The sequence below is a fragment of the Paracoccus sp. C2R09 genome (genome assembly GCF_018860625.1).
Classification (GTDB): domain Bacteria; phylum Pseudomonadota; class Alphaproteobacteria; order Rhodobacterales; family Rhodobacteraceae; genus Paracoccus.
In genome coordinates, this window is the sequence record NZ_JAHKQB010000019.1 from 1 (window position 1) to 23392 (window position 23392).

Consider the following 23392-nt stretch of genomic DNA (forward strand, 5'->3'; position numbering starts at 1 on the left):
GGCCCTTTTTCATGGCGCCGATCCTTCGCCGCCTTGCGATGCCAAGGGTGCATGACCGCGATCGGTTACATCGCCTTGGGCATGAGCGGCATCGCGGGTTCTGGACGCTTCCCTGATGCGGCGTCGGGTGCCTTAGGCTTGATCCGCCTGCCCGGGCGCTGAAACAAACCATAGGTCGGACGGCCCCGCTCCCACCATCGCCAGGCGGATCGCGATGTGGAGCGACAGGGCGCATCCGGCCCCTGACATCTCGCCGCCCCGGCCCCGGATGCGATGCGCTGAGTTTACGCTACGTCCCGATTCCAGTGCCGGGCATTCCGCGACCCTCATCCATGATCGCGACGCAAACAGGCCGCAGGCCTTCTGTCAGGGGTGAACTTCTTTCGCGCGGCCTCTTTCCGCGCCGCGACCCCGCCCCTAGGTTGCCCCCGATATCATATGAAAAGGGGGCCGGCATGGCCAAGATCATCCATTCCATGATCCGCGTTCTGAACGAGGAACGCTCGGTCGCGTTCTATCGTGACTGCTTCGATCTGCAGGTGGCCGAGCGGCTGGATTTCGACGGCTTCACGCTGATCTACCTGTCGAACGAGGAAACCGGGACCGAGCTGGAGCTGACCGTGAACAAGGACCGGACCGAACCCTACGAGCTGGGTGACGGCTACGGTCATGTCGCGTTTTCCGTCCCCGACGTCGATGCGCTGCACGCCCGCCTGACCGACGCGGGTCATGCGCCCCGCAAGCTGGTCGATTTCGCCCCGGGCGGCGAGGTGATCGCCCGCTTCTTCTTCATCAAGGATCCCGACGGTTACGAGATCGAGGTCCTGCAGCGCGGCGGCAGGTATCTGTGATCGCCGCAGGGAAGGCAGACCCATGTTCGCCTGGTTCGAACGACGCATAGACCCCTATCCGCAGGAACGCCCGGCCATCCCGCCGCGCAGCTTGTGGGGCTTCATGCTGCATTACAGCCGCGGGGCGATCCCGTGGCTGGTCATCCTGTCGATGATGTCGGGCGCGCTGGCCGTGATCGAGGTGCTGCTGTTCGGCTGGCTGGGCGAACTGATCGACCGGTTGTCCGACACCCCCCGCGAACTGTTCTGGTCGCAGGAAGGCGCACGCGTCGCCATGATGGCGCTGGCGCTGCTGGTGCTGATCCCGGTCCTGAACATCGTGGCCTCGCTCGTGCTCTATCAGTCGCTGATGGGCAATTTCCCGCAGCGGATCCGCTGGCGGGCGCATCGCTGGTTGCTGCGCCAGTCGGTGGGGTATTTCCAGGACGAGTTCGCGGGCCGGATCGCGCAGCGGCTGATGCAGACCGCCCTGGCCGTGCGCGAGGTGGCGATGAAGATCATGGATGTGGGCAGCTATGTCCTGATCTACTTCACCGGCGCGCTGATCCTTGCGGCATCGCAGGACTGGCGGCTGGCGCTGCCCTTCGCGGCCTGGGCCGTGGGCTTCGGGGGGCTGTTGTGGTTCATCGTGCCCCGGCTTGCACGGATCGCGCAGGCGCAGGCGGATGCGCGCAGCCAGATGACGGGGCGGATCGTCGACAGCTATACCAATATCGCGACGGTCAAGCTGTTTTCGCATTCCGACCGCGAGGAACGCTGGATGCGCGCCGGCATGGACGGGTTCCTGGGCACGGTGCACGGGCAGATGCGCTTGGCATCGATCCAGGACATGGCGCTGAACCTGCTGAACGTCTGGCTGGTCGCCTCGGTCGCGGGCCTGGGGCTGTGGCTCTGGTCCGAGGGGCTGGTCGAAGTGGGCGCGGTCGCGGTCGCCGTGCCGCTGGCCATGCGGCTGAATTCCATGTCGAACTGGATCATGTGGGAATTCGCGGCCCTGTTCGAGAATATCGGCACGGTGCGTGACGGGATCTCCAGCCTGACGCTGCCCCGCACGGTCGAGGATGCGCCGGGGGCGGTGGAACTGCAGCCCTCGCAAGGAGAGATCCGGTTCGAGGGCGTGACCTTCCGCTATGCCGGTCTGCCGGGCAGTCCGCCCATGGCCGTCCTGCAGGATCTGGACCTGCATCTGCGACCCGGCGAGAAGGTGGGCCTTGTCGGCAGGTCGGGGGCGGGTAAATCGACGCTGATCAACCTGCTGCTGCGCTTTCACGACGTGGAACATGGCCGCATCACCATCGACGGTCAGGACATCGCCGGCGTGACGCAGGAAAGCCTGCGCGGCGCCATCGGCGTCGTGACGCAGGACAGCTCGCTTCTGCATCGGTCCGTGCGCGAGAACATCGCCTATGGCCGCCCCGATGCGACCGAGGATCAGATCGCCGATGCCCTGCGCATGGCCGAGGCCGAGGGCTTCGTTCCCGGCCTGTCGGACAGCCAGGGGCGGCAGGGGCTGGAGGCGCATGTGGGCGAACGGGGCGTCAAGCTGTCGGGCGGTCAGCGCCAGCGCATCGCCATCGCCCGCGTCGCGTTGAAGAACGCGCCGATCCTGATCCTGGACGAAGCCACCAGCGCGCTGGACAGCGAGGTCGAGGCCGCGATCCAGTCGCGTCTGGAGGCGCTGATGGAGGGCAAGACCGTGATCGCCATCGCGCATCGCCTGTCCACCATCGCGGCGATGGACCGGCTGATCGTGATGGATCAGGGCCGCATCGTCGAACAGGGCAGCCATACCGAACTGCTGGCCAAGGGGGGCATCTATGCCCGGCTGTGGCAGCGGCAATCGGGCGGCTTTCTGGCACCCGACGCCTGAAACGAAAAAGGCCCCGGCGCGATGCCGGGGCCTTTCATCATCCGGGCCGTGTCATTCCGCGATCAGGTCGGTGATCCGGCGAACCGCGGCGCGACGGTTGTCGCGGATATCACCTTCCGACCGCACCCGCAGGAACTGTTCGCCATAGCCTTGGGTCACGAGGTTCTCGGGCGGAACGTCGAAATACTCGGTCAGGGCCAGCGCCACCGATTCTGCACGGCGATCCGACAGCGCAAGGTTCGCGGGATCCGAACCCACCGTGTCCGTATGGCCCTCGATCAGGAAGATCTCGCTGGGGTTTTCCGCGATCGCGTCCTGGATCGCATTGCCCAGACCCGACAGCTGCTTGGCCTGGTCGGGACGGATGGCCGCCGATCCGGTCTCGAAGGTGATCGCGTCGATATTGACCGGGGCCACCAGCGCGCGCACCTCGGGGATGTTGCGGACCTGGGACAGGGTGAAGCGGCGGTCGATATCGGCCTCCTGGCGCAATGCATCGCGCAGCGCCTCCTCGTCCAACGAGGTGCCGTTGTCGTATTGCACGGGCGCAGGATCGGGCAGGTCGGCCACATCGACCGGCTGGACGTTCTGCGTATCGTCGATCAGGCGCGTGGTCTGCCCGTCCGCCGACACGAGGGTGCGGCGCAGGACGCGCAGATCGGCGTCGCGAATGGTCACGACCTTGCTGCCATCCTCTCGGGTGACAATGGTACGCGACGAGCCGTCATCGAAATTCTCGGTCGAGACGGTCGAGCCCGGCTGGCGCAGAAGCGCCACCTCGTCCTTGATCACCTCCTGGCTGCCATCCGAGCGGGTCACCACGACGCGATCCGGGCTGGACAGCGCCACCTGGCGGTTGTTGTTCAGATAGCTGCCGACAGCGACCGCGCCCAGACCCAGAAGCAGAGCCTTGGTCAGGTCGTTGTCGTCGTCGTCATCCTCGCGCGCCTCGTCGTTGCCGTTACGGGCATTCAGCGCGTCGCGCAGGTTCGTCGCGAAATCCTCGGACGAGGATCGTGTATCGGCCTCGGTCACGCGTTCCTCGGTGACGTTGCCGCTGCCCTCTTGCGCCTCCAGTGCGGCGGCATTGGCGGGGGACTGCGCCTGGGCAGCCTCGCGGGCGGCCTCGGTCTCGCGGACATCCTCTTCGGCGGCGCGCTGGACCAGCTGGCCGTCACGGTTCACCCGCAGCGATTGCGCCTCGGGGGCGGCAAGGCGGAAGGCACCGCCGCCATTCGGTTCGACCACCACGCCGCGCGGCGTCGTGGCAGGGCCGTCGCAGGGGCCGTCGCCGCCTTCCAGACAGGTCAGCTGATCGGCACGCAGCCCGCCCGAGATTTCCTCATCCAGGACCGAGGCAAGGCCCGGAAGCGATTGGGCACGATCCTGCTGCACGCCGCCGCCGGCCAGGTTGAACGCGGCGGCATCGCGGTCCTGCCGACCTTGGGCGTCGCGGTCCTCGCGGCGTTCCTCGGGCCGGCGATCGCCACGGGCGTTTTCGCGGGGATTTTCATCATCCTGAGCCTGGGTTTCCAGCGCGCGGCCCAGCTCATCCTCGGTCGGACGGTCTTTTCCTGCCGGGCGCTTGGCATCCTTGTCGTCGTTCTTGGGGGCGGGGCGCTGTTCCTGCCGATCAGCCTGATCTTCGGGCTGTCGATCGCGACGCTCGTTCCGGGCAGGGCGCTGTTCCTGCGGCTCGGATGCCGGTTCGGAGGCATCCTGATTCTGGCGCCGTTCGCTGCGTGCGGGACGATCGCCCTGTTGTTCGGACGCGCCGTCCCCCTGGCGGTCGGCCTTGGGGGCGGGTCGTTCCTGCTCCTGCTGCTGACGCTCGGCCTCGGCTGGGCGGGTCTCATCATCCTTCTGCCGTGCATTCTTCTTCGGACGCTCGTCATTCGGGCGGCCCTCATCCGGGCGGGCCTCTTCGGGGCGGGCATCTTCCGCGCGTGTGTCGGCATCGGGCGTTTCGCCCGTCGCCGCGGAGGGGCGGTCTTCCGGGGCCTGGGCAGGCTGCTGCCGATCCGGGGCGGGCGCTTCCTGCGCCTTCAGCGCTTCGTCCAACTGGTCCTCGGGCTGCGCTTCGCCGCCCTGTTGCTGCGCCTTGGGGGGCAGGGGCGCGTCACCGCCCTGCTGCGCGGCCTCGGCCGGGGCGTCGGTGGGTTGGCCCTGCGCCGCGGCCATATGGGGGGCCAGCAGCGACAGGCATGCCGCGATGGCCGTGGTGTTGTTGATAATCCGTCGCATGAGTGCTTCCTCCCGTCGGTCGTCATGTCGCAGCCATAACAGGTGCGGTGACGGGGGGTTCCCGAAATGGTCGTGATCTTTGCGTGATCGATAGGCAATTCGATGCATGAAAAAGGGGCAGGAAGCCGCAGCTTCCCACCCCCTGACGATACCGTGCCGAACAGCCCTCAGATGCCGTCGCCGACGAAGGCCTTCTCGACCACGAATTCCCGCGGTTCGGAGTTCGCGCCCTCGCGCAGGCCGAAATCCTCGAGCACCTTCTTGACGTCCTGGTTGAAGGCAAGGCTGCCGCAGATCATCGCGCGATCCGTCTCGGCAGAAATGGGCGGCAGGTTCAGATCGGCATTGACCTTGCCCGACACCAGATTGTCGGTGATCCGCCCCATCAGCGGCGATTCCTCGCGCGTGGTGGTCGGATAATAAAGCAGGCGCTTGGCGAAATCCGCGCCGTAAAGCTCGCCCAGCAACGGGTCATGCGCCAGATTCTCGACCAGCTCGCGGCCATAGGTCAGTTCCTCGGCGGTGCGGCAAGTATGCATCATCACGACCTGGTCGTAACGCTCGAACGTCTCGGGGTCGCGCATCAGGCTGGCGAAGGGCGCAATGCCCGTGCCCGTCGCAAGGAACCACAACCGCCGGCCCGGAAGCAGCGCGTCCAGCACCAGCGTGCCGACCGGCTTGGGGCGCATGATGATCTCGTCGCCGGGCCGGATATGCTGCAGCCTGGAGGTCAGCGGCCCGTCCGGCACCTTGATCGAATAGAATTCCAGCTCGTCGTCCCAATTGGGCGAGGCGATGGAATAGGCGCGCAGGATCGGCTTGCCGTTGTCGCCCGGCAGGCCGATCATCACGAATTCGCCCGACCGGAAACGCAGCGATGCGGGCCTGCTGACCCGGAAGGAAAACAGGCTGTCGGTCCAGTGGCGCACCGTGGTCACGGTCTGCGCGTCGGGAAGGGTCTTCTTGGCGGCGGAGGCGTCGGGCACTTGCTTGTCCAGCGTCTGTATCGGTTCCCGAGTGATCTAGTCGATATCGCCCCGCAGCGAAAGACCCCGACGGTTCAAGCGGGCGTCATGTCGCGCCCGGCCAGCGGTTCGGGGCCGTTCGCGCCGCGACGGACCTCGACCAGCTGGACGGCGGCAATGCGGTCGGGCTGTCCCATCGCGCGCAGCAGGGCAAGTTCGGCGATGGCCTCGTCCTCGTGCAGGGCGGCCTGCGCGGGATCGGTGGTCCAGCCGGTTTCCGTCATCCAGACCCGGCGACCGTTCACGATGTCATCGGCCCGGATGACGCCGGGACGGGCTGCGGTCGGAAGAAACACGAATTGCATCGGAAATACCCCTGAAGAATATGGACAGTATAGAATATAATTCTGGATTATTGCGATGGACTGTCGGAAATAAGGATGATCTGAGCAAGGTGAACGAATATGCCGGAACCGATTTCCGACGATGCCAAATCCCCGCAAACACCCGTCCGCCTGGACGAGGTGGACCGCAAGATCCTGTCCCTGCTACAACGCGATGCCAGCCTGTCGCTGGACCAGATCGCGGACAAGGTGGGCGCGTCCAAGACCCCCGTCTGGAACCGCATCCGCAAGCTGCGCGAGGCCGGGGTGATCCGCAGGCAGGTCGCGGTGCTGGACCCCGAATCCCTGGGCCTCGAGGCCTGCTTCTTCGTGCTGGTGCGCACGTCGGAACATGACCGCGACTGGGCGGCGCGTTTTCTCAAGGCGCTGCGCCAGCGCCCCGAGGTCGTCGAGGCGCACCGGCTGGCGGGCGATATCGACTATATTCTCAAGGTGCAGGTGAAGAACGCGCGCGCCTACGACCGGTTCTACCAGTCGCTGATCTCCGAGGTGAAGATCCACAACGTCACGGCGCTTCTGTCGATGGAGGAGATCAAGGCCAGCTTCGCGCTGCCCATCCCCGAGGCGGGCTGACCCTTTATTCGTCCACGACCTTCAGCAGTCGCGGCAGGGCGGGGCAGGGCAGCAGCTGGTTCTTGGCGATGTCGGCCAGGGTGTGGTTGTGCAGGAAGACGTAGACATGCGCCGACAGCCCCTCCCACAGCCGGTTCGACAGGGTCTGGGCGCGCGATCCCGAAATGCCGCCCGAGGCGCCCGCGCCGATATGCATGGCGCTGACCGTCTCGTCCACGGCCTCCAGCACCTCGGCCACGCGGATCGTTTCGGGCTGGCGGGCCAGGCGGTATCCGCCGCCCGGGCCGCGCACGGATTCGACCAGGCCCGCGCGGCGCAGCTTGACGAACAGCTGTTCCAGATAGGGCTGCGAGATGTCCTGCCGCTTGGAAATCTCGGCCAGCGAGGTCAGGTCGTCCTTGCTGGCGATCGCAAGATCGACCAGTGCGATGATGGCGTAACGGCCCTTCGTCGAAAGTTTCATGGCGGCTCCTCCGTCCTTGCATCGCGGACCCCTGCGGGGGCAGGGGCACGACTTCGCGGGCGGGCCGCTGTTCGGATTGACGCGCCAGCCCGCAGCAGGCTATGCCGTGCAGGCTGTTCGTTGCGAATTCCGTGGCGACAGCCCAGATATCGGTTCCCCTTAGAAGCCACATGCGCAGGCGTCAAGGAACCAAGAAGCCCTGTGAAGGAAGACCATGCCCGAGCTGATTTTCCCCGGCCCCGAAGGCCGACTCGAAGGACGCTACCACCCGCAGCCCGGCAAGCCCGACGCCCCCCTCGCCATCGTCCTGCATCCGCACCCGCAATATGGCGGCACGATGAACAATCGCGTGGTGTACAACCTGCATTACGCGTTCCACAAGATGGGCTTCACGGTCATGCGGTTCAACTTCCGCGGGGTCGGTCGCAGCCAGGGCGAATTCGACCAGGGCGTGGGCGAATTGTCGGATGCCGCATCGGCGCTGGACTATCTGCAGGCGATGAACCCCAATTCCAAGCATTGCTGGGTCGCGGGCTTCAGCTTCGGTGCATGGATCGGGATGCAGCTGCTGATGCGCCGCCCCGAGATCACCGGCTTCGTCAGCGTGTCGCCGCCCGCGAACATGTATGATTTCAGCTTCCTCGCGCCGTGCCCGTCCTCGGGGCTGATCGTGAACGGCACCGCCGACCGCGTCGCCCCGCCCAAGGACACCCATGCGCTGGTCGGCAAGCTGCGCGAGCAGAAGGGCATCACCATCACCCACGAAGAGATCGAGGGTGCCGACCACTTCTATCGCGACGACGAAACCCACATGAAGCCGATGATCGACCTGGTGCAGGGCTATGTCCGCCGTCGCCTGACCGAGACCACGCGCTGATCGCACGACCTGAAGACAGGGGGCCGGGATTTCCCGGCCCCTTGCATTTCCGCCGCCGCCCCGTTCCTGCCAGAAGGCCCGAGATGCTCGATTCCGCGATGCAATTCCTGTGCGAGGCCGACCGACTGAAATCGGTCACCCGCGCGAATGTCCTGATGGACCTGTCCCGCCCCGAGAACAGCGCCGAACACAGCTGGCATGTCGCGCTGCAGGCTATGGTGATGGGGGCCTCGGACCGGGCGATCGCGATGATCCTGATCCACGACCTGGTCGAGATCGACGTGGGCGACCAGCCGATCCATCTGGGCCATGACAGCGCGGCCCTGCAGAAGGCCGAGGCCCAGGCCGCGCGCCGCATCTTCGGACTGGCCCCACAGGCCCGGACGCTGATCGCGCTGTGGCAGGAATTCGAGGAAGGCCGCAGCCCGGATGCCGCCATGGCCAAGCGCATGGATCACACCCAGCCCGTCCTGCAAGTGCTGATGTCGCCGGATCCGCTGCCCAATCACATGGGCATCGTCCGGGACAACCTGACCACCGGCCGCGCCTCGCGCCTGGCAGGCGAATGGCCCGCCTTCATGGAGGTCGCGACGGGGTTGATGGACGGGGGCACGTTGCCCGATGACGACCTGGGCCGCCGCATGCGTTTCCTGGCCGAGGCCGATCAGCTGAAATCGGTGATCCGCGCCAGCCTGCTGATCGACAATTCCCGCCGAGAGAACAGCGCGGAACACAGCTGGCACCTTGCGCTCTATGCGCTGATCCTGGCGAGGCAGGCGCCTGCGGGCGTCGATGCGGGGCGGGTGATCCGCATGCTGCTGATCCACGACCTGGTCGAGATCGACGTGGGCGACGTGCCGCTGCATTCCGCAGGCGGTCAGGCCCATGGCGCGGCCGGGATCAAGGCCGCCGAGGCGGAGGCCGCGCGGCGCATCTTCGGCATCCTGCCCGAACGGCAGGGGCAGGAGCTGTTGGATCTGTGGACCGAGTTCGAGGATGCCGCGACCCCCGATGCGATCTTTGCCAAGGCGCTGGATCGCTGTCAGCCTGCCGTTCAGAACATCATGGGTGGTGGCATCGGCTGGGCCGAATACGGCGTGACGCGCCAGCATGTGACGGATCGCGTCGGCCGACAGGTCGAACGCGGCGCCCCGGCATTGTGGTCGTGGCTGGACGGGCGGTTGGGGGCGTTCTTCGCCTAGGCGAAGGCCTGCGCGTAATCGCGCAGTTGCGCCAGGTCGACCCGGCCGATCTGCTGGCCGATGCGGTCCAGCGATTTCGGGCGATAGGGTCGCCCCTGCCATGCGGCGGGTAGGCTTCTGGCATGGAACCGCGCGATGGCCGGATGCGCCAGATCGGCAATGGCGGATGGGCCGCTGCGGTCGATGCTGGACAGATCGAGGATCCTTCTGCCCCATCCCGGCCCACGGGTGCTGTTGCTGATCGGCCCCAAAGGATCGGCATCCGCCATCAACTGTCGCAGCATGGCGCGGTCCAGCCCAAGGCCGGCCCGTGCCGCGCCATCCGCGATCCAGGACAGCGCGATGCACGACAATGCCGTCACATCGCCGCCCCCGCCCACGGCGCCATGGACCCCCGCGAACCATTGCTGCAGGTATTCCCCCTCGGGGTTCTCGTGTCGCAGGATGGGCAGATTGTCCCACAGCGTCGGCAGGAAGTTGCGGCGGCGTTCATCCAGGGCGACGGCATGGCGGGCCGACGACACCATCCCGGACAGCTGCGTGTCGTGGAACTGGTGCTTGCGGTTCAGAAGATTTGCGGGGATCCCCCAATGCGACGGGATGCCAAGCGCGCCGACCGTGTCCCAGATCCCCAAATATGTGACGCGGAAACGCGGGGCGGGACGTCCTATGGCCCTGCGGAACAGATCCTCGGCCCGGCTGGTGGTGATTTCGGGGCAGTGATGCAGCCGAAAGGCCAGGCTCTCGTCGGAATCCGGTTCCTCGTCGGTCCCGCGAGAGCGGTATCGCCAGAAGCAATCGCGGATCAGATCGTCCGATGCCCCCTTGGGCAATCCGCAGTTTCGGATCAGCCCGGCCAACGACCTTGCGGTATAGGCGCCACGCGAAAACCCGAAGAGAAAGACCTGATCGCCCGGTTCGTAATGGCGCGCCAGGCCCTGGAATGCCTGGGCGATGCGGTTGTTCAGGCCGAAACCCATCGCGCCGCCGGACAGCTTCTCGTCCAGCCGCTGCAGCATGTTGCCGCCTTGCGGCACGCCCACCCCTTCATAATAGAGTGCGACCTGGGCGACCCCGTCCGCCCCCGAGGGCGGCACGCAGAGCGCAAGCTGGGCGACATTGGTGCGGTGTTCCTGATCGGCGCTGCTCCACGTGCCATCGCAGAATACGGCTATTCTTTTCATCGCGCTTACCCGAAAAAACAAACGGAAAACATTTACCGATTTAAATGGATAACATATTTTCCATTATTGGCGCGATTATTTTTTCTGGTCAGGATACCAGCGGGCGGGCCTTCTGCGCGTGCCGTTCCACCATCCAGCGCAGCCTGGCCCCCCGTTCCAACCGCCGTGCGGCGATGACGGCAGGGGCGTCCGCGGCCATGATGCCGGGAAAGATCGCCTCGATCTCGGCCACGGCGCGGAGGCCCAAGGCCTCGATGGCCTGCGGGCCGGGATAGAGCGATTCCGTCAGCGCGCCGTTCGACATGATCACCTCGTGCGCGTCGAACAGGATATGGCAATAGGTGACCGGCCGGTCGTCGGTCAGCGTTGCGATGCCGGGGGTCCCGATCAGGTGCTTGGCGGGGGCCAGCAGCTCGTCAGTGCCGAACATGCGCTGGGCGATGGCCGAACGGATCAGCACGCGGTGCTGCGGCGACACGACCAGATCCTGTGCGGGCTGGTTTGCGCCAAGCGCCCCGGCCGCGATGCGGATCGGGCGAAGGCGTTCGTCGTCGCGCAGGGTCCGTGCGCTCAGCCTGCGGCGACCGAGCCAGCGAACCGGTTGCAGGCCGTTGTCACGTGTCCAGACCAGATCGCCCACCGCCAGATCCTCGATCCGGGTCTCGCCCTTGTCGGTGCGGATCAGCGTGCCAGCCGCGAAGCAGATGATCTCCAGGTCGAAGATGCTGGGATTGTAGGAGATGTTGGCCGCGAAGACATTGGCGGCCAGCGGATCGGCCTTCAGCACCTCGACCGAATGCAGCGAATCGATGCTGTCCCAATCGCTCAGATCCTCCAGCGAGGGGCGAAAGAACATGTCGCCATTGCCCATCTGGATCAGCACGCCTTCCTGCGTCTGGGTCGATCCGTCGGGTGCGGTCAGCAGATAGTCGACGCGAAGAAAGCCGGTGATCTGCGAGGTGACGGTGCTGTCCGAACCCGGCTGGGCATAGGTGAATGAGGACGGGTAGTGATAGGACCCGCGGCCATAGTAGAACGTGTTGTAGGTGGTCGCGAACGCGTCGGACTGGGTGCCGTCGACATTGATCGACCGGGTCGAGCCTGACAGCGTGACGGCCTTGATGCCGGATTTCCCGACGGCGGTATGACCCTCGATCGAACTGGCGTTCGCTTGCGTGGCGGCGGTGCTGCTGTTGGTATTGATCTGCGATCCGTTTCCGAACCACATCCATGTAACCGGCGCCACTGGCATGACCACGAACTCCTGAACTGAAAGGGGTTCAGAAGTAGCGGGCGGTTAAATGGCACGCTATCGAACTATAAGATTGGTTTTAGCCAAACTGTAATGGTCGATAGGTCAATCCTATGACGGCCAGGATGGCATGCAATGGCATACCGTCTTCCCTCGTGGCGCTGTTTGGGGTATCGACGGGCCATCCTGACATTTCGCCGCAACCAAGGGGGCACCCATGTCGAAGATCAAGGTCGCAAATCCCGTCGTCGAGCTCGACGGCGATGAGATGACGCGGATCATCTGGGACTTCATCAAGCAGAAGCTCATCCTTCCCTATCTGGACATCGACCTCAAATACTATGACCTGGGCATCGAGGAGCGCGACCGCACCGACGACCAGATCACCGTGGACGCGGCCGAGGCGATCAAGAAATACGGCGTCGGCGTCAAATGCGCGACCATCACCCCCGACGAGGCGCGGGTCGAGGAATTCGGCCTGAAAAAGATGTGGCGTTCGCCCAACGGCACGATCCGCAACATCCTCGGCGGCGTGATCTTCCGCGAACCGATCATCTGCAAGAACGTGCCGCGCCTGGTTCCCGGCTGGACCCAGCCGATCATCGTGGGCCGTCATGCCTTCGGCGACCAGTACCGCGCGACGGACTTCAGGTTCCCCGGCAAGGGCAAGCTGTCGATCAAGTTCGTCGGCGACGATGGCGAGGAGATCGAGCACGAGGTCTATCAGGCGCCGGGCGCCGGCATCGCGATGGCGATGTACAACCTCGACGATTCGATCCGCGATTTCGCGCGGGCCTCGCTGAACTACGGCCTCAGCCGCGGCGTGCCGGTGTATCTGTCCACCAAGAACACCATCCTCAAGGCCTATGACGGGCGCTTCAAGGACCTGTTCCAGGAAACCTACGAGGCCGAGTTCGAGGAGAAGTTCAAGGCCGCGGGCATCCATTACGAACATCGCCTGATCGACGACATGGTGGCATCGGCGATGAAATGGTCGGGCGGTTACGTCTGGGCCTGCAAGAACTATGACGGCGACGTGCAGTCCGACACCGTCGCGCAGGGCTTCGGCAGCCTGGGGCTGATGACCTCGGTGCTGATGACGCCGGACGGGCAGATCGTCGAATCCGAGGCCGCGCATGGCACGGTGACGCGCCATTACCGCGAGCATCAGAAGGGCAACGCGACCTCGACCAACTCGATCGCGTCGATCTTCGCCTGGACGGGCGGCCTGAAGCACCGCGCCAAGCTGGACGACAATTCCGAGCTGCTGAACTTCGCCCAGACGCTGGAGAAGGTCACCGTCAAATGCGTCGAGGACGGTCACATGACCAAGGACCTCGCGCTGCTGGTGGGCCCGGACCAGAGCTGGCTGACCACGATGGGCTTCCTCGAAAAGGTCGATCAGTACCTGAACAAGGCGCTTTCCTGATCCGACGGGCAGGGGCCGGGTGGAAACCCGGCCCTTTCCGCATCCGGGGCGCCATTCACGGCCATCGCCCCCTTTCTTCGAGCCCCGACATGCGCTATGGCGCTGCCAATCCCCCTGCAGGAGCATTGCGATGAAAGCCGCCGTCGTCACCTTCCCCGGATCCAACTGCGATCGCGACCTTGCCGTCGCTCTTGAACGCGCGGGGGCCGAGGTGACGCGCATCTGGCACAAGGACGGCGATCTGCCCGCGGGGACCGACCTCGTTGCCGTGCCGGGCGGGTTCTCCTATGGGGATTATCTGCGCTGCGGGGCCATCGCGTCGCAATCGCCCATTGCCACCGCCATCCGTGCCCATGCCGATCGCGGCGGGTTCGTCCTGGGCATCTGCAACGGCTTCCAGGTCCTGACGGAACTGAAGCTGCTTCCGGGCGCGCTGATGCGCAACAACGGGCTGACCTTCCTGTGCAAGCCCGCCGTGCTGAACGTCGAGACCGCCGACAGCGCCTTTACCGGCGGCTATGCCAAGGGCGCGAAGATCACGGTTCCGGTGGCCCATCACGACGGCAATTACCAGATCGACGCCGAAGGGCTGGCCGCGCTGCGCGATCAGGACCGGATCGCCTTCACCTATGCCCCGGATATCAACGGTTCGGTCGCGGATATCGCGGGCGTGCTGTCCGGGAACCGCCGCGTGCTGGGCATGATGCCGCATCCCGAACGCGCGGCCGATCCGGTCGTGGGCGGCACCGACGGTGCGGCGCTGTTCGAAGGCATCGTCGGCGCGCTGGCCAACGCCTGACTTGAGCGACGCGCCCCTTCGCCGTAGATTGCGTCAGTCGATCCGCAGGGGACGGAGCGCCATTTGGCCAATGAGACCGATATCGAGGATGCCGCAGCACCGCGGCGTACCCGCCCGCCGCGGCTGGTCAGCCCATGGTGGCTGCGTGCCAGCGTGGTGGGCATCTTCCTTGCGGCGCTGGCCTCGGTCTGGATCACCAATGCCTGGCTGACCGAGCGTTCCTCGGAGGCGACGCGGGTCCGGTCGGAACTGCGGCTCGCGCTCTATACCGGGAACCTGATGTCGGAATTGCAGCGCAATTCGGTCGTGCCGCTGCTGCTGGCGCGCGATCCGGCGCTGATCGGGGCGCTGAACGGCAACGACTTCTCGACCACCTCGGCGCGGTTGATGGCGGCGCAGAAGGAAATCGGCGCGGCGTCGATCCGGTTGCTGGACGCGACGGGCAGGGTGGTGGGGTCGACCGACCGGTACCAGATCGGGATGAGCAGCGGCAGCCAGCCCTTCTTCGTCGAGGCGCTGCGGTCGCGCGACACGGTCTTCACCGTGTCCGAACAGGCATCCGGCGCCTTCGAATTCGCATACAGCCGCGCGGTGCTGGCCGATGGCAAGACGCTTGGCGTCATCGTCGTGGGCGCGGACCTGACGCGGCTGGAACGGTCCTGGGCCGGGATATCGGACGCGGTCGCCGTCACCGACAGCGAAGGCAACATCATCCTGTCCACCGAACCGCGCTGGCGCGGGCTGACCATGGAAGAGGCGCTGTCCGTGCGTTCGGCGCCATCCGCGATCCAGCGGGCCTTCCAGGTCACGGCCGACTGGACCTCGACCCCGGCGGATGCCTATGTCCAGGGCCGCGCCGTGATGCGGGCCGAGGCGCGGGTGCCGTTTCGCGGCTGGCGCATGATCAGCTTCACCGCCTACAGCAGCGTGCGCGAACGGGTGAACGCGATCCTGGCGCTGGAGATCATGGGCTTCGCGATCCTTCTGGCCGGAACCTTCTGGCTGCTGTCGCGCAGGGCCCGCCGCCAGTCGGTCGCCTATATGCGCGAATCCGCGGATCTGCGCGCCCTGAACGCCCGCCTGACCCGCGAGATCGCCGAGCGCGAGCGCGTCCAGAAGGAGCTGCGTGTGGCCGAACAGACCGTGCAGCAATCCTCCAAGCTGGCGGCCCTGGGCGAGATGTCGGCAGGCGTCAGCCACGAACTGAACCAGCCCCTGGCCGCGATGAAGACCTATCTGGCCGGTGCGCGGCTGCTGCTGCAACGCGCCCGCCCCGAGGAGGCGCTGTCCAGCTTCCAGCGGATCGACGATCTGATCGACCGCATGGGCGCGATCACCCGGCAGCTGAAATCCTATGCCCGGAAGGGCGGCGAGGCGGTCGAGCCGGTCGACCTGCGCGCGGCCGTCAGCAGTGCCCTGACCATGATGGAGCCGCAGTTGCGCGCCCGCCCGATCCGCATCAGCCGGAACGTCCCGCGAGAGGAGGTCATGGTCATGGCCGACCGCATCCGGTTGGAGCAGGTGCTGATCAACCTGATGCGAAACGCGATCGACGCCCTGCGCGACACACGCGACGCGCGAATGGAGATCGTGGTCGAGGTCGGCGCTCACGCCCATGTGTCCGTCCGCGATAACGGGCCGGGTATCTCGGACCTCGAAAAGCTGTTTGAACCTTTCTGGACAACCAAGAAGCCCGGCGAGGGCACCGGGCTGGGGCTTGCCATATCTTCCACCATCGTGGCCGATTTCGGCGGGCGTCTGACCGCGCATAATGAAACCGACGGCGGTGCGGTCTTCGAGGTCGAGCTGCCGCTTTATCGACCCGGAGAGCCGTATCGGGCCCTTGCGGCCGAGTGATGTAACGAGAGAGGAACCCAGATGTCCCGGAAACTGAAGATCGCGATCGTGGATGATGAGCCCGACATGCGGGAATCCATCAGCCAGTGGCTGGTCCTGTCGGGGTTCGAGACCGAGGCCTTCGCCTCGGCCGAGGATGCGCTGAAGGCCATCGGGCCGGACTGGCCGGGCGTCGTCGTCAGCGACATCCGCATGCCGGGCATGGACGGGATGGCGTTTCTCAAGCGGCTGATGGCGGTGGATTCCAGCCTGCCCGTCATCATGATTACCGGTCACGGCGACGTGCCCATGGCGGTCGAGGCGATGCGCATCGGCGCGATGGACTTCATGGAGAAGCCCTTCAACCCCGACCGCATGACGCAGCTGGCCAAGAAGGCCACGCAGGCCCGCCGCATGACGCTGGACAACCGCGCCCTGCGCCGCGACCTGTCCGAGGGTCAGCAGGTCATGTCCAAGCTGATCGGCTCCAGCCCCGTGATGGAGCGTCTGCGCGAGGATATCCTGGACCTGGGGCAGGCCGACGGCCATGTGCTGATCGACGGCGAGACCGGCACCGGCAAGACGCTGGTGGCCCATGCGCTGCATGCGGTCGGGCCCCGTGCCTCCAAGAAGTTCGTGCCGGTCTCCTGCGCGGCCTATAACGACGAGGCGCTGTCCGCGAAGCTGTTCGGCCCCTTGGAAGACGGGCTTCCCGCGGTCGAGGAGGCCCGTGGCGGGACGCTGTGCCTCGAGGATATCGAGGCGCTGTCCGAGGGGCTGCAGGCGCGGCTTCTGGCCTTCATCGCCGATCAGGGCAGCCCTGCCGAGACGCGCATCATCGCGATTTCGAACGCTCGGGGCGAAGGCCGCCGGGCCGAGGATTCGCTGCGGCCCGATCTCTTCTATCGGCTGTCGGCGCTGAAGATCACCCTCCCGCCGCTGCGTGCGCGCGGCGAGGATATCCTGCAGCTGTTCACCCGCATGTCCGAACAGTTCTCGGAGGAATACGGCTGCGAGCCGCCGCAGGTCAGCGCGCAGGAGGCCGCGCAGCTGCTGCAGGCCCCCTGGCCCGGCAATGTGCGTCAGCTGATCAACGTGGCCGAAAGGGCGGTTCTGCAGAACCGCCGCGGGTCGGGCAGCATCGCATCGCTGCTGATGGCCGATGGCGAGGAGACGCAGGAAGCCACCACGACCGAGGGCAAGCCGCTGAAGGAATATGTCGAGAGCTTCGAGAAGATGCTGATCGACAACACCATGCGCCGTCACAAGGGCAGCATCGCCAGCGTCATGGACGAATTGTGCCTGCCGCGCCGGACCCTGAACGAGAAGATGGCCAAGTACGGCCTGCAGCGCAGCGACTATCTTTGAATGCGAAAACGCCGGGGATTGTTGATCCCCGGCGCCACCGGCCTGCACTGCAATCGTTGAAAATGAATACTTGCCGAAGTCTCGTGTGTGCCGGGTCTGTCACCGGACCCTGCGGTCCGAAGCGCCATTTCATGCCTTGAGGGGAATACGGCCCACGGGTCGGGCCGTATTCCATTCATTGGTCAGGGGGCGGAAACCCGAAAACCGCCAAAAACACATGATCGCCCCCTGTCGCGCAAGTCAGAGCTGGTCGCGTACTCTGCCGTGCCAATGAAACCTTACACCGTAAAGTTGCCGCGCCCAATTGGCCATTCGGACAGGTAATCCATACTCCAGCCGGCAATATCCGGGGCTTTATATGCTTTGGGGCCGGTATTTCGGGCGACCGTCCCGCAGGGCGGAACGCGCGCGGGGCTTGCCTAAAGGTGCATGTCGCACTAGGCCGTGGGCCAAGCACCCGAAAGGCCGTCCGATGACCAATACGCCCGAAAAGAAGCTTCATCCCCGCACCCAGGCCGTCCATCACGGCACCCGCCGCAGCCAGTATGGCGAGATGGCCGAGGCGATCTTTCTGACGCAGGGTTTCGTCTATGACAGCGCCGAGCAGGCCGAGGCACGGTTCCAGGGCAGCGGCCCGGACGAGTTCATCTATGCCCGCTATGGCAACCCCACCAGCCGCATGTTCGAGGATCGCATCGCCGCCCTGGAGGGGACCGAGGACGCCTTCGCCACCGCCAGCGGCATGGCCGCGGTGAACGGGGCGCTGTTCTCGATGCTGAAGCCCGGCGACCGGGTGGTGGCGGCGCGCGCGCTGTTCGGATCCTGTCTGTACGTTCTGGACCTGCTGGCGAAGTTCGGGGTCGATGTGGCCTATGTCGACGGCACCGATCTGGACCAGTGGCGCGATGCCGTCCGTCCGGGCACCACGGCGGTCTTCTTCGAAAGCGTGTCGAACCCCACGCTGGAGGTGATCGACATGCGGGCCGTGGCCGATCTGGCCCATGCCGTCGGCGCCACGGTGGTCGTGGACAACGTCTTCGCCACGCCGGTCTTCTCTCGTGCGGTCGAGATGGGGGCCGATGTCGTCGTCTATTCCGCGACCAAGCATATCGACGGGGGCGGGCGCGCGCTGGCCGGCGTCATCTGCGGCACGCGCCAGTTCGTCCGCGAGGTGGCCGAGCCCTATCTCAAGCATACCGGCGGGGCGATCAGCCCGTTCCATTCCTGGCTGATGCTGAACGGCCTGACCACGATGGACCTGCGGGTGCGCGCCCAGGCCGATGCGGCCGATGCCATCGCCCGCGCGCTGCAGGGGCACGAGGCGCTGAGCCGCGTCATCTATCCCGGCCTGGCCGAACATCCCCAGCACGAACTGGCGATGTCCCAGATGGGGTCGGGCGGCACGATGATCGCGGTCGAGCTGGCAGGCGGCAAGGACGCGGCCTTCGCCGCGCTGGACCGGCTGCGGATCTTCAAGATCTCGAACAATCTGGGCGATGCCAAATCCATCGTCACGCATCCCGCGACGACGACGCATCAGCGCCTGCCCGAAGATCAGCGCGCGCATCTGGGCATCACGCCCGGTCTGCTGCGCCTGTCGATCGGGTTGGAGGACGCGCAGGATCTGATCGACGACCTGAAGACCGCGTTTGCCTGAGGGACAATGCCGCATTGCGTCATCGGGGCTGTGAAAATCCGTTCCAGGATATATATCCCTGTGCAAGTGAACCGGAGGCCCCGATGACCGAAGCCCGACCCATGACCACGGCCTATCCCGCACTCGTGCGCCGCTATGATGCGGAGTTCAGGGTGGACCAGGCCTATCGCGACAGCCTGCCGGATCTGCAGAACGGTCCGGCCAGCCTGATCGTGGGCGCCAGGCGTCCGATCCAGCATGTCGGGATCTCGAACTTCCGCCTGCCGATCACCTACCTGACCCGCGAGGGGGGAGAGATCACGCTGGAAACCAGCGTCACGGGCACGGTCAGCCTGGAGGCGGATCGCAAGGGCATCAACATGTCCCGGATCATGCGGTCCTTCTATGTCCATTCGGACAGCAGCTTCAGCCTGTCGGTCCTCGAGGCCGCGCTGGACGATTACAAATCCGATCTGGACGCGCTGGATGCACGGATCCAGATGAAGTTCTCCTATCCGATGCGGGTGGGGTCGCTGCGGTCCGGGCTGTCGGGCTGGCAGTATTACGACGTCACCCTCGAGGTGATCGAGAAGGCGGGGCGCCGGCTGCGGGTGATGCATGTCGATTACGTCTACAGTTCGACCTGCCCCTGTTCGCTGGAACTGTCCGAACATGCGCGGGAATCGCGCGGCAGGCTGGCCACGCCGCATTCGCAGCGTTCGGTGGCGCGCATCTCGGTCGTGATGGAGGGCCCGGACCGCCTGTGGTTCGAGGAGGTCATCGACATGTGCCGCCGCGCCGTTCCGACCGAAACCCAGGTCATGGTCAAGCGCGAGGACGAGCAGGCCTTCGCGGAACTGAACGCCGCGAACCCGATCTTCGTCGAGGATGCGGTCCGTGCCTTTGCCGGGCAGCTGATGGCCGACAGCCGCATCGGCGATTTCCGCGTCGTGGCCAGCCACCAGGAATCGCTGCATTCCCATGATGCGGTCAGCCTGTTGACCAGTGGCCCGACCTTTGAACAGGATTCGCTGGACCCTGCGACCTTTGCCGCGCTGAAGGCGTGAACACAAAGGGAACGCGGCGCTTCCCATGTGGCGCTGCGGCCCCTATGTTGGGCGCATGGACCTGATCGACGATTCCGAGAACGGGGCGAATCTGCCCCTGTCGCGCCGCGCGATGGCCGCGCGGCCCAAGCCCTACATGGAAGGGCTGAACGCAGCGCAGCTGGCCGCGGTGGAAACGCTGGAGGGGCCCGTCCTGATGCTGGCGGGCGCCGGCACGGGCAAGACCCGGGCGCTGACCACGCGGATCGCGCATCTGCTGACCCTGGGCCTTGCGCGTCCGGGGCAGGTGCTGGCGGTGACCTTCACGAACAAGGCCGCGCGGGAAATGAAGAACCGCATCGCCCGGCTGCTGGGCGAAACGGTCGAAGGGATGCCCTGGCTGGGCACCTTCCATTCGATCAGCGTCAAGATCCTGCGCCGTCATGCCGAACTGATCGGCAACGGCCAGCTGCATCTGAAGCCCAGCTTCACCATTCTGGATACCGACGACCAGATCCGCCTGCTGAAGCAGCTGATCCAGGCCGAGAACATCGACGAGAAACGCTGGCCCGCCCGGCAGCTTGCGCATCTGATCGACGGCTGGAAGAACCGCTGCCTGACGCCCGGCAATCTGCCGCGCGGCGAAGGGGCGGCCTTCGACGGGTATGGGGCCAAGCTCTATGCCGCGTATCAGGACCGGCTGCTGACGCTGAACGCGGTCGATTTCGGCGATCTGCTGATGCATTGCGTGACGCTGTTCCAAGCGCATCCGGACGTGCTGCGCCAGTGGCAGGACCGCTTCCGCTTCATCCTGGTGGACGAATACCAGGATACGAACGTCGCGCAGTACATGTGGCTGCGGCTCTTGGCGCAGGCGCACCGTAACATCTGCTGCGTGGGCGACGACGATCAGTCCATCTATGGCTGGCGCGGGGCCGAGGTGGGCAACATCCTGCGGTTCGAGAAGGATTTCCCCGGCGCGCAGGTGATCCGGCTGGAACAGAACTATCGCTCGACCCCCGAGATCCTGGCGGCGGCCTCGGGGCTGATCGCCGCGAACCAGGGGCGGCTGGGCAAGACGCTGTGGACCGATGCCCCCGCGGGCGAGAAGCTGCGCCTGATCGGCCATTGGGACAGCGAAGCCGAGGCCCGCTGGATCGGAGAGGAGATCGAGGCATTCCAGGGCGGCCACCGCGCCGCCATCGGTCGCGTCAGCCTGAACGAGATGGCGATCCTCGTGCGGGCCAGCCACCAGATGCGCGCCTTCGAGGACCGCTTCATGACGATCGGTCTGCCCTATCGCGTGATCGGCGGCCCGCGTTTCTATGAACGGCAGGAAATCCGCGACGCGATGGCCTATTTCCGGCTGGCCGTCAGCCCCGAGGACGATCTGGCGTTCGAGCGTGTGGTGAACACCCCCAAGCGGGGCTTGGGCGACAAGGCGGTCAAGACGATCCAGGGGCTTGCGCGCGAACACGGGCTGACCCTGCTGGACGCCGCGCGCTTTGCCGTCGAGGAGAAGCATCTGGGCGGCAAGGGCGGGGCGAATCTGCGCGAATTCACGGGCCTGATGACCGGTGCGCATCTGTCGGTCCAGGCGGGCGGCGATCACATCCAGATCGCGGAACGCCTGCTGGACGAAAGCGGCTATACCGCGATGTGGCAGAACGACAAGTCGCCCGATGCGCCGGGTCGTCTGGACAACCTCAAGGAACTGGTCAAGGCGCTCGAGGAATTCGAGAACCTTCAGGGGTTCCTGGAACATGTGTCGCTGGTCATGGATCGCGACGATGGCGAGAATACCGAAGAGGTCAGCATCATGACCCTTCACGCCGCCAAGGGCCTCGAATTCCCCGTCGTCTTCCTGCCGGGATGGGAAGAGGGACTGTTCCCTAACCAGCGCGCCATGGACGAACAGGGGAACAAGGGCCTCGAGGAGGAGCGTCGCCTGGCCTATGTCGGCATCACGCGCGCCGAGCGGTTGGCCACGATCACCTTCGCGGGGAACCGCAGGCTCTATGGCCAGTGGCAGTCCAGCATGCCGTCGCGCTTCGTGGACGAACTGCCCGAGGAACATGTCGAGGTGCTGACCCCGCCGGGCCTGTATGGCGGTGGCTATGGTGCCGCGATGGCCATGGCGGGGGGCGTCCAGATGCAGGAACGCGCGGCCAAGGCGGATGTCTACAACAGCCCCGGCTGGCGGCGGATGCAGTCGCGCGCGAACGAACGCAAGGCCCCCGTCGGGCGCGTGCCGGTGACGATCGACGCGGCACCCGCTACGCGCTTCTCGGTCGGCGACCGGGTGTCCCATGCCAAGTTCGGCGAGGGGCAGATCATGGGCATCGCCGAGGATACGCTGACGATCCAGTTCGAGGCCGGTTTCCGCACCATCAAGGCATCCTATGTCCAGCCGCTGGACGGCGCGGACGACGTGCCGTTCTAGGCCGTTCCGCGCCCCAGGAAGTTGGCCCGCCGGACGGGCTTGCCCACCCGGCGCAGCGCCGCGGCATAGGCCGCCTCGATATCGGTATCGGGGTGGTCCTCGGCCAGGCGCAGCAGGCGGAAATGGATGTTCGCCACCCGCTCGTAGTAGTCGAGATAGGCGTAGTTGATCGCGGCCCCCGTCGCGGCCCCCAGGATCGGGATGGTCTGCGCGCCGAATTTCGCGGTGATGCGGCTGCTGAAGGCTGCAGCGAAGCGTTTCATCAGCACGGCCACCGTCTGCCCGTTCGTCAGGACCCGATGCGCAAGATAGGATTGCGCGGCGCTGTCGCCATCCTCGCCCGGTTCGCCGAACTGGAACACCGCCAGCGATTCCAGCCTGATCCGCGGGTCGGACGTGTCGAAGCCGTGCTGGCGCGCGACCTTCTGGATCGTGTTGAAGATCACCGTGGTCGAGGCCACCAGATCCGGCACGATGCCCGCAATCCCGAACCAACCGCCCGTCGCACCGCTGAAGATCGCCGCAGCCCTGTTCGCGCGCAGGGGCGAATTGCGCAGCATCTCGATCCGCTCTCCGCGTTCGGACAGGTCATACAGCCTGCGGAACACCGTCTCCATCGCGCCTTCCAGCATGTCGGGGCTGAGACCCGCGACCGAGGAGACCGCGCTTTCGGCCATGCGGCCGACATTCTCGACCCCGCGCAGGATCAGGCCGCGACTGTCCAGCTGCCGATGGGCAAGGCGGTCCAGTTCGGCTGTCAGGTCGGCATGCTGTGTGGCGGGAAGGCTCATGATCGGTTCTCCGGGCTGACGTGCATGACCCGAACGCCGGGGCGGGGCGCGGGGTTTCCCGGGACGGCCCCGACGCGGCCCCGGCGCGGCCCCGGCAAGGTCGCGACGCGACGGGACATCTGGCCCATCGCCGCGCGCCCGTGCTAGCCTTTGCGCAAA

19 protein-coding genes are annotated in these 23392 nt (G+C 65.9%); 12 read left to right on the forward strand and 7 right to left on the reverse strand.

The window, feature by feature from the left end; genetic code table 11:
- Positions 1–455 precede the first annotated feature (455 nt).
- Together KO490_RS07435 and KO490_RS07440 are read left to right on the forward strand one after the other, a co-directional pair.
- Positions 456–851, forward strand: a complete 396-nt coding sequence (locus tag KO490_RS07435; protein WP_216018778.1) for a VOC family protein — start codon at positions 456–458, stop codon at positions 849–851.
- A gap of 22 nt (positions 852–873) precedes the next feature.
- On the forward strand, positions 874–2721 hold the full coding sequence (locus KO490_RS07440) for an ABC transporter ATP-binding protein (protein ID WP_216018779.1): 1848 nt from the start codon (positions 874–876) through the stop codon (positions 2719–2721).
- 51 nt (positions 2722–2772) lie between these two features.
- Here the strand turns inward: KO490_RS07440 and KO490_RS07445 are convergent, their stop codons facing one another.
- From KO490_RS07445 to KO490_RS07455, 3 genes are all read right to left on the reverse strand, one after another.
- Positions 2773–4965: an OmpA family protein gene (locus KO490_RS07445; RefSeq protein WP_216018780.1), complete on the reverse strand. Its 2193-nt coding sequence runs from the start codon at positions 4963–4965 to the stop codon at positions 2773–2775.
- A gap of 167 nt (positions 4966–5132) precedes the next feature.
- Positions 5133–5951, reverse strand: coding sequence for a ferredoxin--NADP reductase (locus KO490_RS07450; protein WP_216018781.1), 819 nt, complete (start codon positions 5949–5951; stop codon positions 5133–5135).
- A 74-nt stretch (positions 5952–6025) separates the two neighbouring features.
- Positions 6026–6295: a DUF2849 domain-containing protein gene (locus tag KO490_RS07455; protein ID WP_216018782.1), complete on the reverse strand. Its 270-nt coding sequence runs from the start codon at positions 6293–6295 to the stop codon at positions 6026–6028.
- Between the two features lie 99 nt (positions 6296–6394).
- Here KO490_RS07455 and KO490_RS07460 point away from each other — a divergent pair, with 99 nt between their 5' ends.
- Positions 6395–6907 carry an Lrp/AsnC family transcriptional regulator gene (locus KO490_RS07460; protein WP_216018783.1) on the forward strand — a complete coding sequence of 171 codons (513 nt, stop codon included), beginning with the start codon at positions 6395–6397 and terminating at the stop codon, positions 6905–6907.
- A 4-nt stretch (positions 6908–6911) separates the two neighbouring features.
- On the opposite strand, the gene KO490_RS07465 is transcribed toward KO490_RS07460, so the two are convergent.
- Positions 6912–7370, reverse strand: coding sequence for an Rrf2 family transcriptional regulator (locus tag KO490_RS07465; RefSeq protein ID WP_216018784.1), 459 nt, complete (start codon positions 7368–7370; stop codon positions 6912–6914).
- Positions 7371–7584: 214 nt separating this feature from the next.
- Between KO490_RS07465 and KO490_RS07470 the strand changes: the two genes are divergently transcribed.
- Together KO490_RS07470 and KO490_RS07475 are read left to right on the forward strand one after the other, a co-directional pair.
- Complete coding sequence (locus KO490_RS07470; protein WP_216018785.1) at positions 7585–8247, forward strand: alpha/beta hydrolase; 663 nt, start codon at positions 7585–7587, stop codon at positions 8245–8247.
- An 83-nt stretch (positions 8248–8330) separates the two neighbouring features.
- Positions 8331–9449, forward strand: a complete 1119-nt coding sequence (locus KO490_RS07475) for an HD domain-containing protein (RefSeq protein ID WP_216018786.1) — start codon at positions 8331–8333, stop codon at positions 9447–9449.
- On the opposite strand, the gene KO490_RS07480 is transcribed toward KO490_RS07475, so the two are convergent.
- Both KO490_RS07480 and KO490_RS07485 read right to left on the reverse strand, forming a co-directional pair.
- Positions 9446–10633 carry a DUF2235 domain-containing protein gene (locus KO490_RS07480; RefSeq protein ID WP_216018787.1) on the reverse strand — a complete coding sequence of 396 codons (1188 nt, stop codon included), beginning with the start codon at positions 10631–10633 and terminating at the stop codon, positions 9446–9448. The genes KO490_RS07475 and KO490_RS07480 overlap by 4 nt on opposite strands.
- Positions 10634–10721: 88 nt before the next feature.
- Positions 10722–11861, reverse strand: a complete 1140-nt coding sequence (locus KO490_RS07485; RefSeq protein WP_216018788.1) for a Hint domain-containing protein — start codon at positions 11859–11861, stop codon at positions 10722–10724.
- A 241-nt stretch (positions 11862–12102) separates the two neighbouring features.
- On the opposite strand from KO490_RS07485, the gene KO490_RS07490 reads away from it, so the two are divergent.
- From KO490_RS07490 to KO490_RS07520, 7 genes are all read left to right on the forward strand, one after another.
- On the forward strand, positions 12103–13314 hold the full coding sequence (locus KO490_RS07490; protein WP_216018789.1) for an NADP-dependent isocitrate dehydrogenase: 1212 nt from the start codon (positions 12103–12105) through the stop codon (positions 13312–13314).
- Positions 13315–13444: 130 nt separating this feature from the next.
- Positions 13445–14113 carry a phosphoribosylformylglycinamidine synthase subunit PurQ gene (purQ, locus tag KO490_RS07495; protein WP_216018790.1) on the forward strand — a complete coding sequence of 223 codons (669 nt, stop codon included), beginning with the start codon at positions 13445–13447 and terminating at the stop codon, positions 14111–14113.
- A gap of 81 nt (positions 14114–14194) precedes the next feature.
- Positions 14195–15970, forward strand: coding sequence for an ATP-binding protein (locus tag KO490_RS07500; RefSeq protein ID WP_371822284.1), 1776 nt, complete (start codon positions 14195–14197; stop codon positions 15968–15970).
- A gap of 21 nt (positions 15971–15991) precedes the next feature.
- On the forward strand, positions 15992–17317 hold the full coding sequence (locus KO490_RS07505) for a sigma-54 dependent transcriptional regulator (RefSeq protein ID WP_216018791.1): 1326 nt from the start codon (positions 15992–15994) through the stop codon (positions 17315–17317).
- A 472-nt stretch (positions 17318–17789) separates the two neighbouring features.
- Positions 17790–18974, forward strand: coding sequence for an O-succinylhomoserine sulfhydrylase (gene metZ / locus KO490_RS07510; RefSeq protein ID WP_216018792.1), 1185 nt, complete (start codon positions 17790–17792; stop codon positions 18972–18974).
- Positions 18971–20020: a GTP cyclohydrolase FolE2 gene (gene folE2, locus KO490_RS07515; RefSeq protein WP_371822285.1), complete on the forward strand. Its 1050-nt coding sequence runs from the start codon at positions 18971–18973 to the stop codon at positions 20018–20020. Before metZ ends, folE2 begins: the two co-directional genes overlap by 4 nt.
- 55 nt (positions 20021–20075) lie before the next feature.
- On the forward strand, positions 20076–22442 hold the full coding sequence (locus KO490_RS07520) for an ATP-dependent helicase (protein WP_216018794.1): 2367 nt from the start codon (positions 20076–20078) through the stop codon (positions 22440–22442).
- Here KO490_RS07520 and KO490_RS07525 read toward each other — a convergent pair.
- Positions 22439–23233, reverse strand: coding sequence for an EcsC family protein (locus KO490_RS07525; protein WP_216018795.1), 795 nt, complete (start codon positions 23231–23233; stop codon positions 22439–22441). The genes KO490_RS07520 and KO490_RS07525 overlap by 4 nt on opposite strands.
- Positions 23234–23392 lie beyond the last annotated feature (159 nt).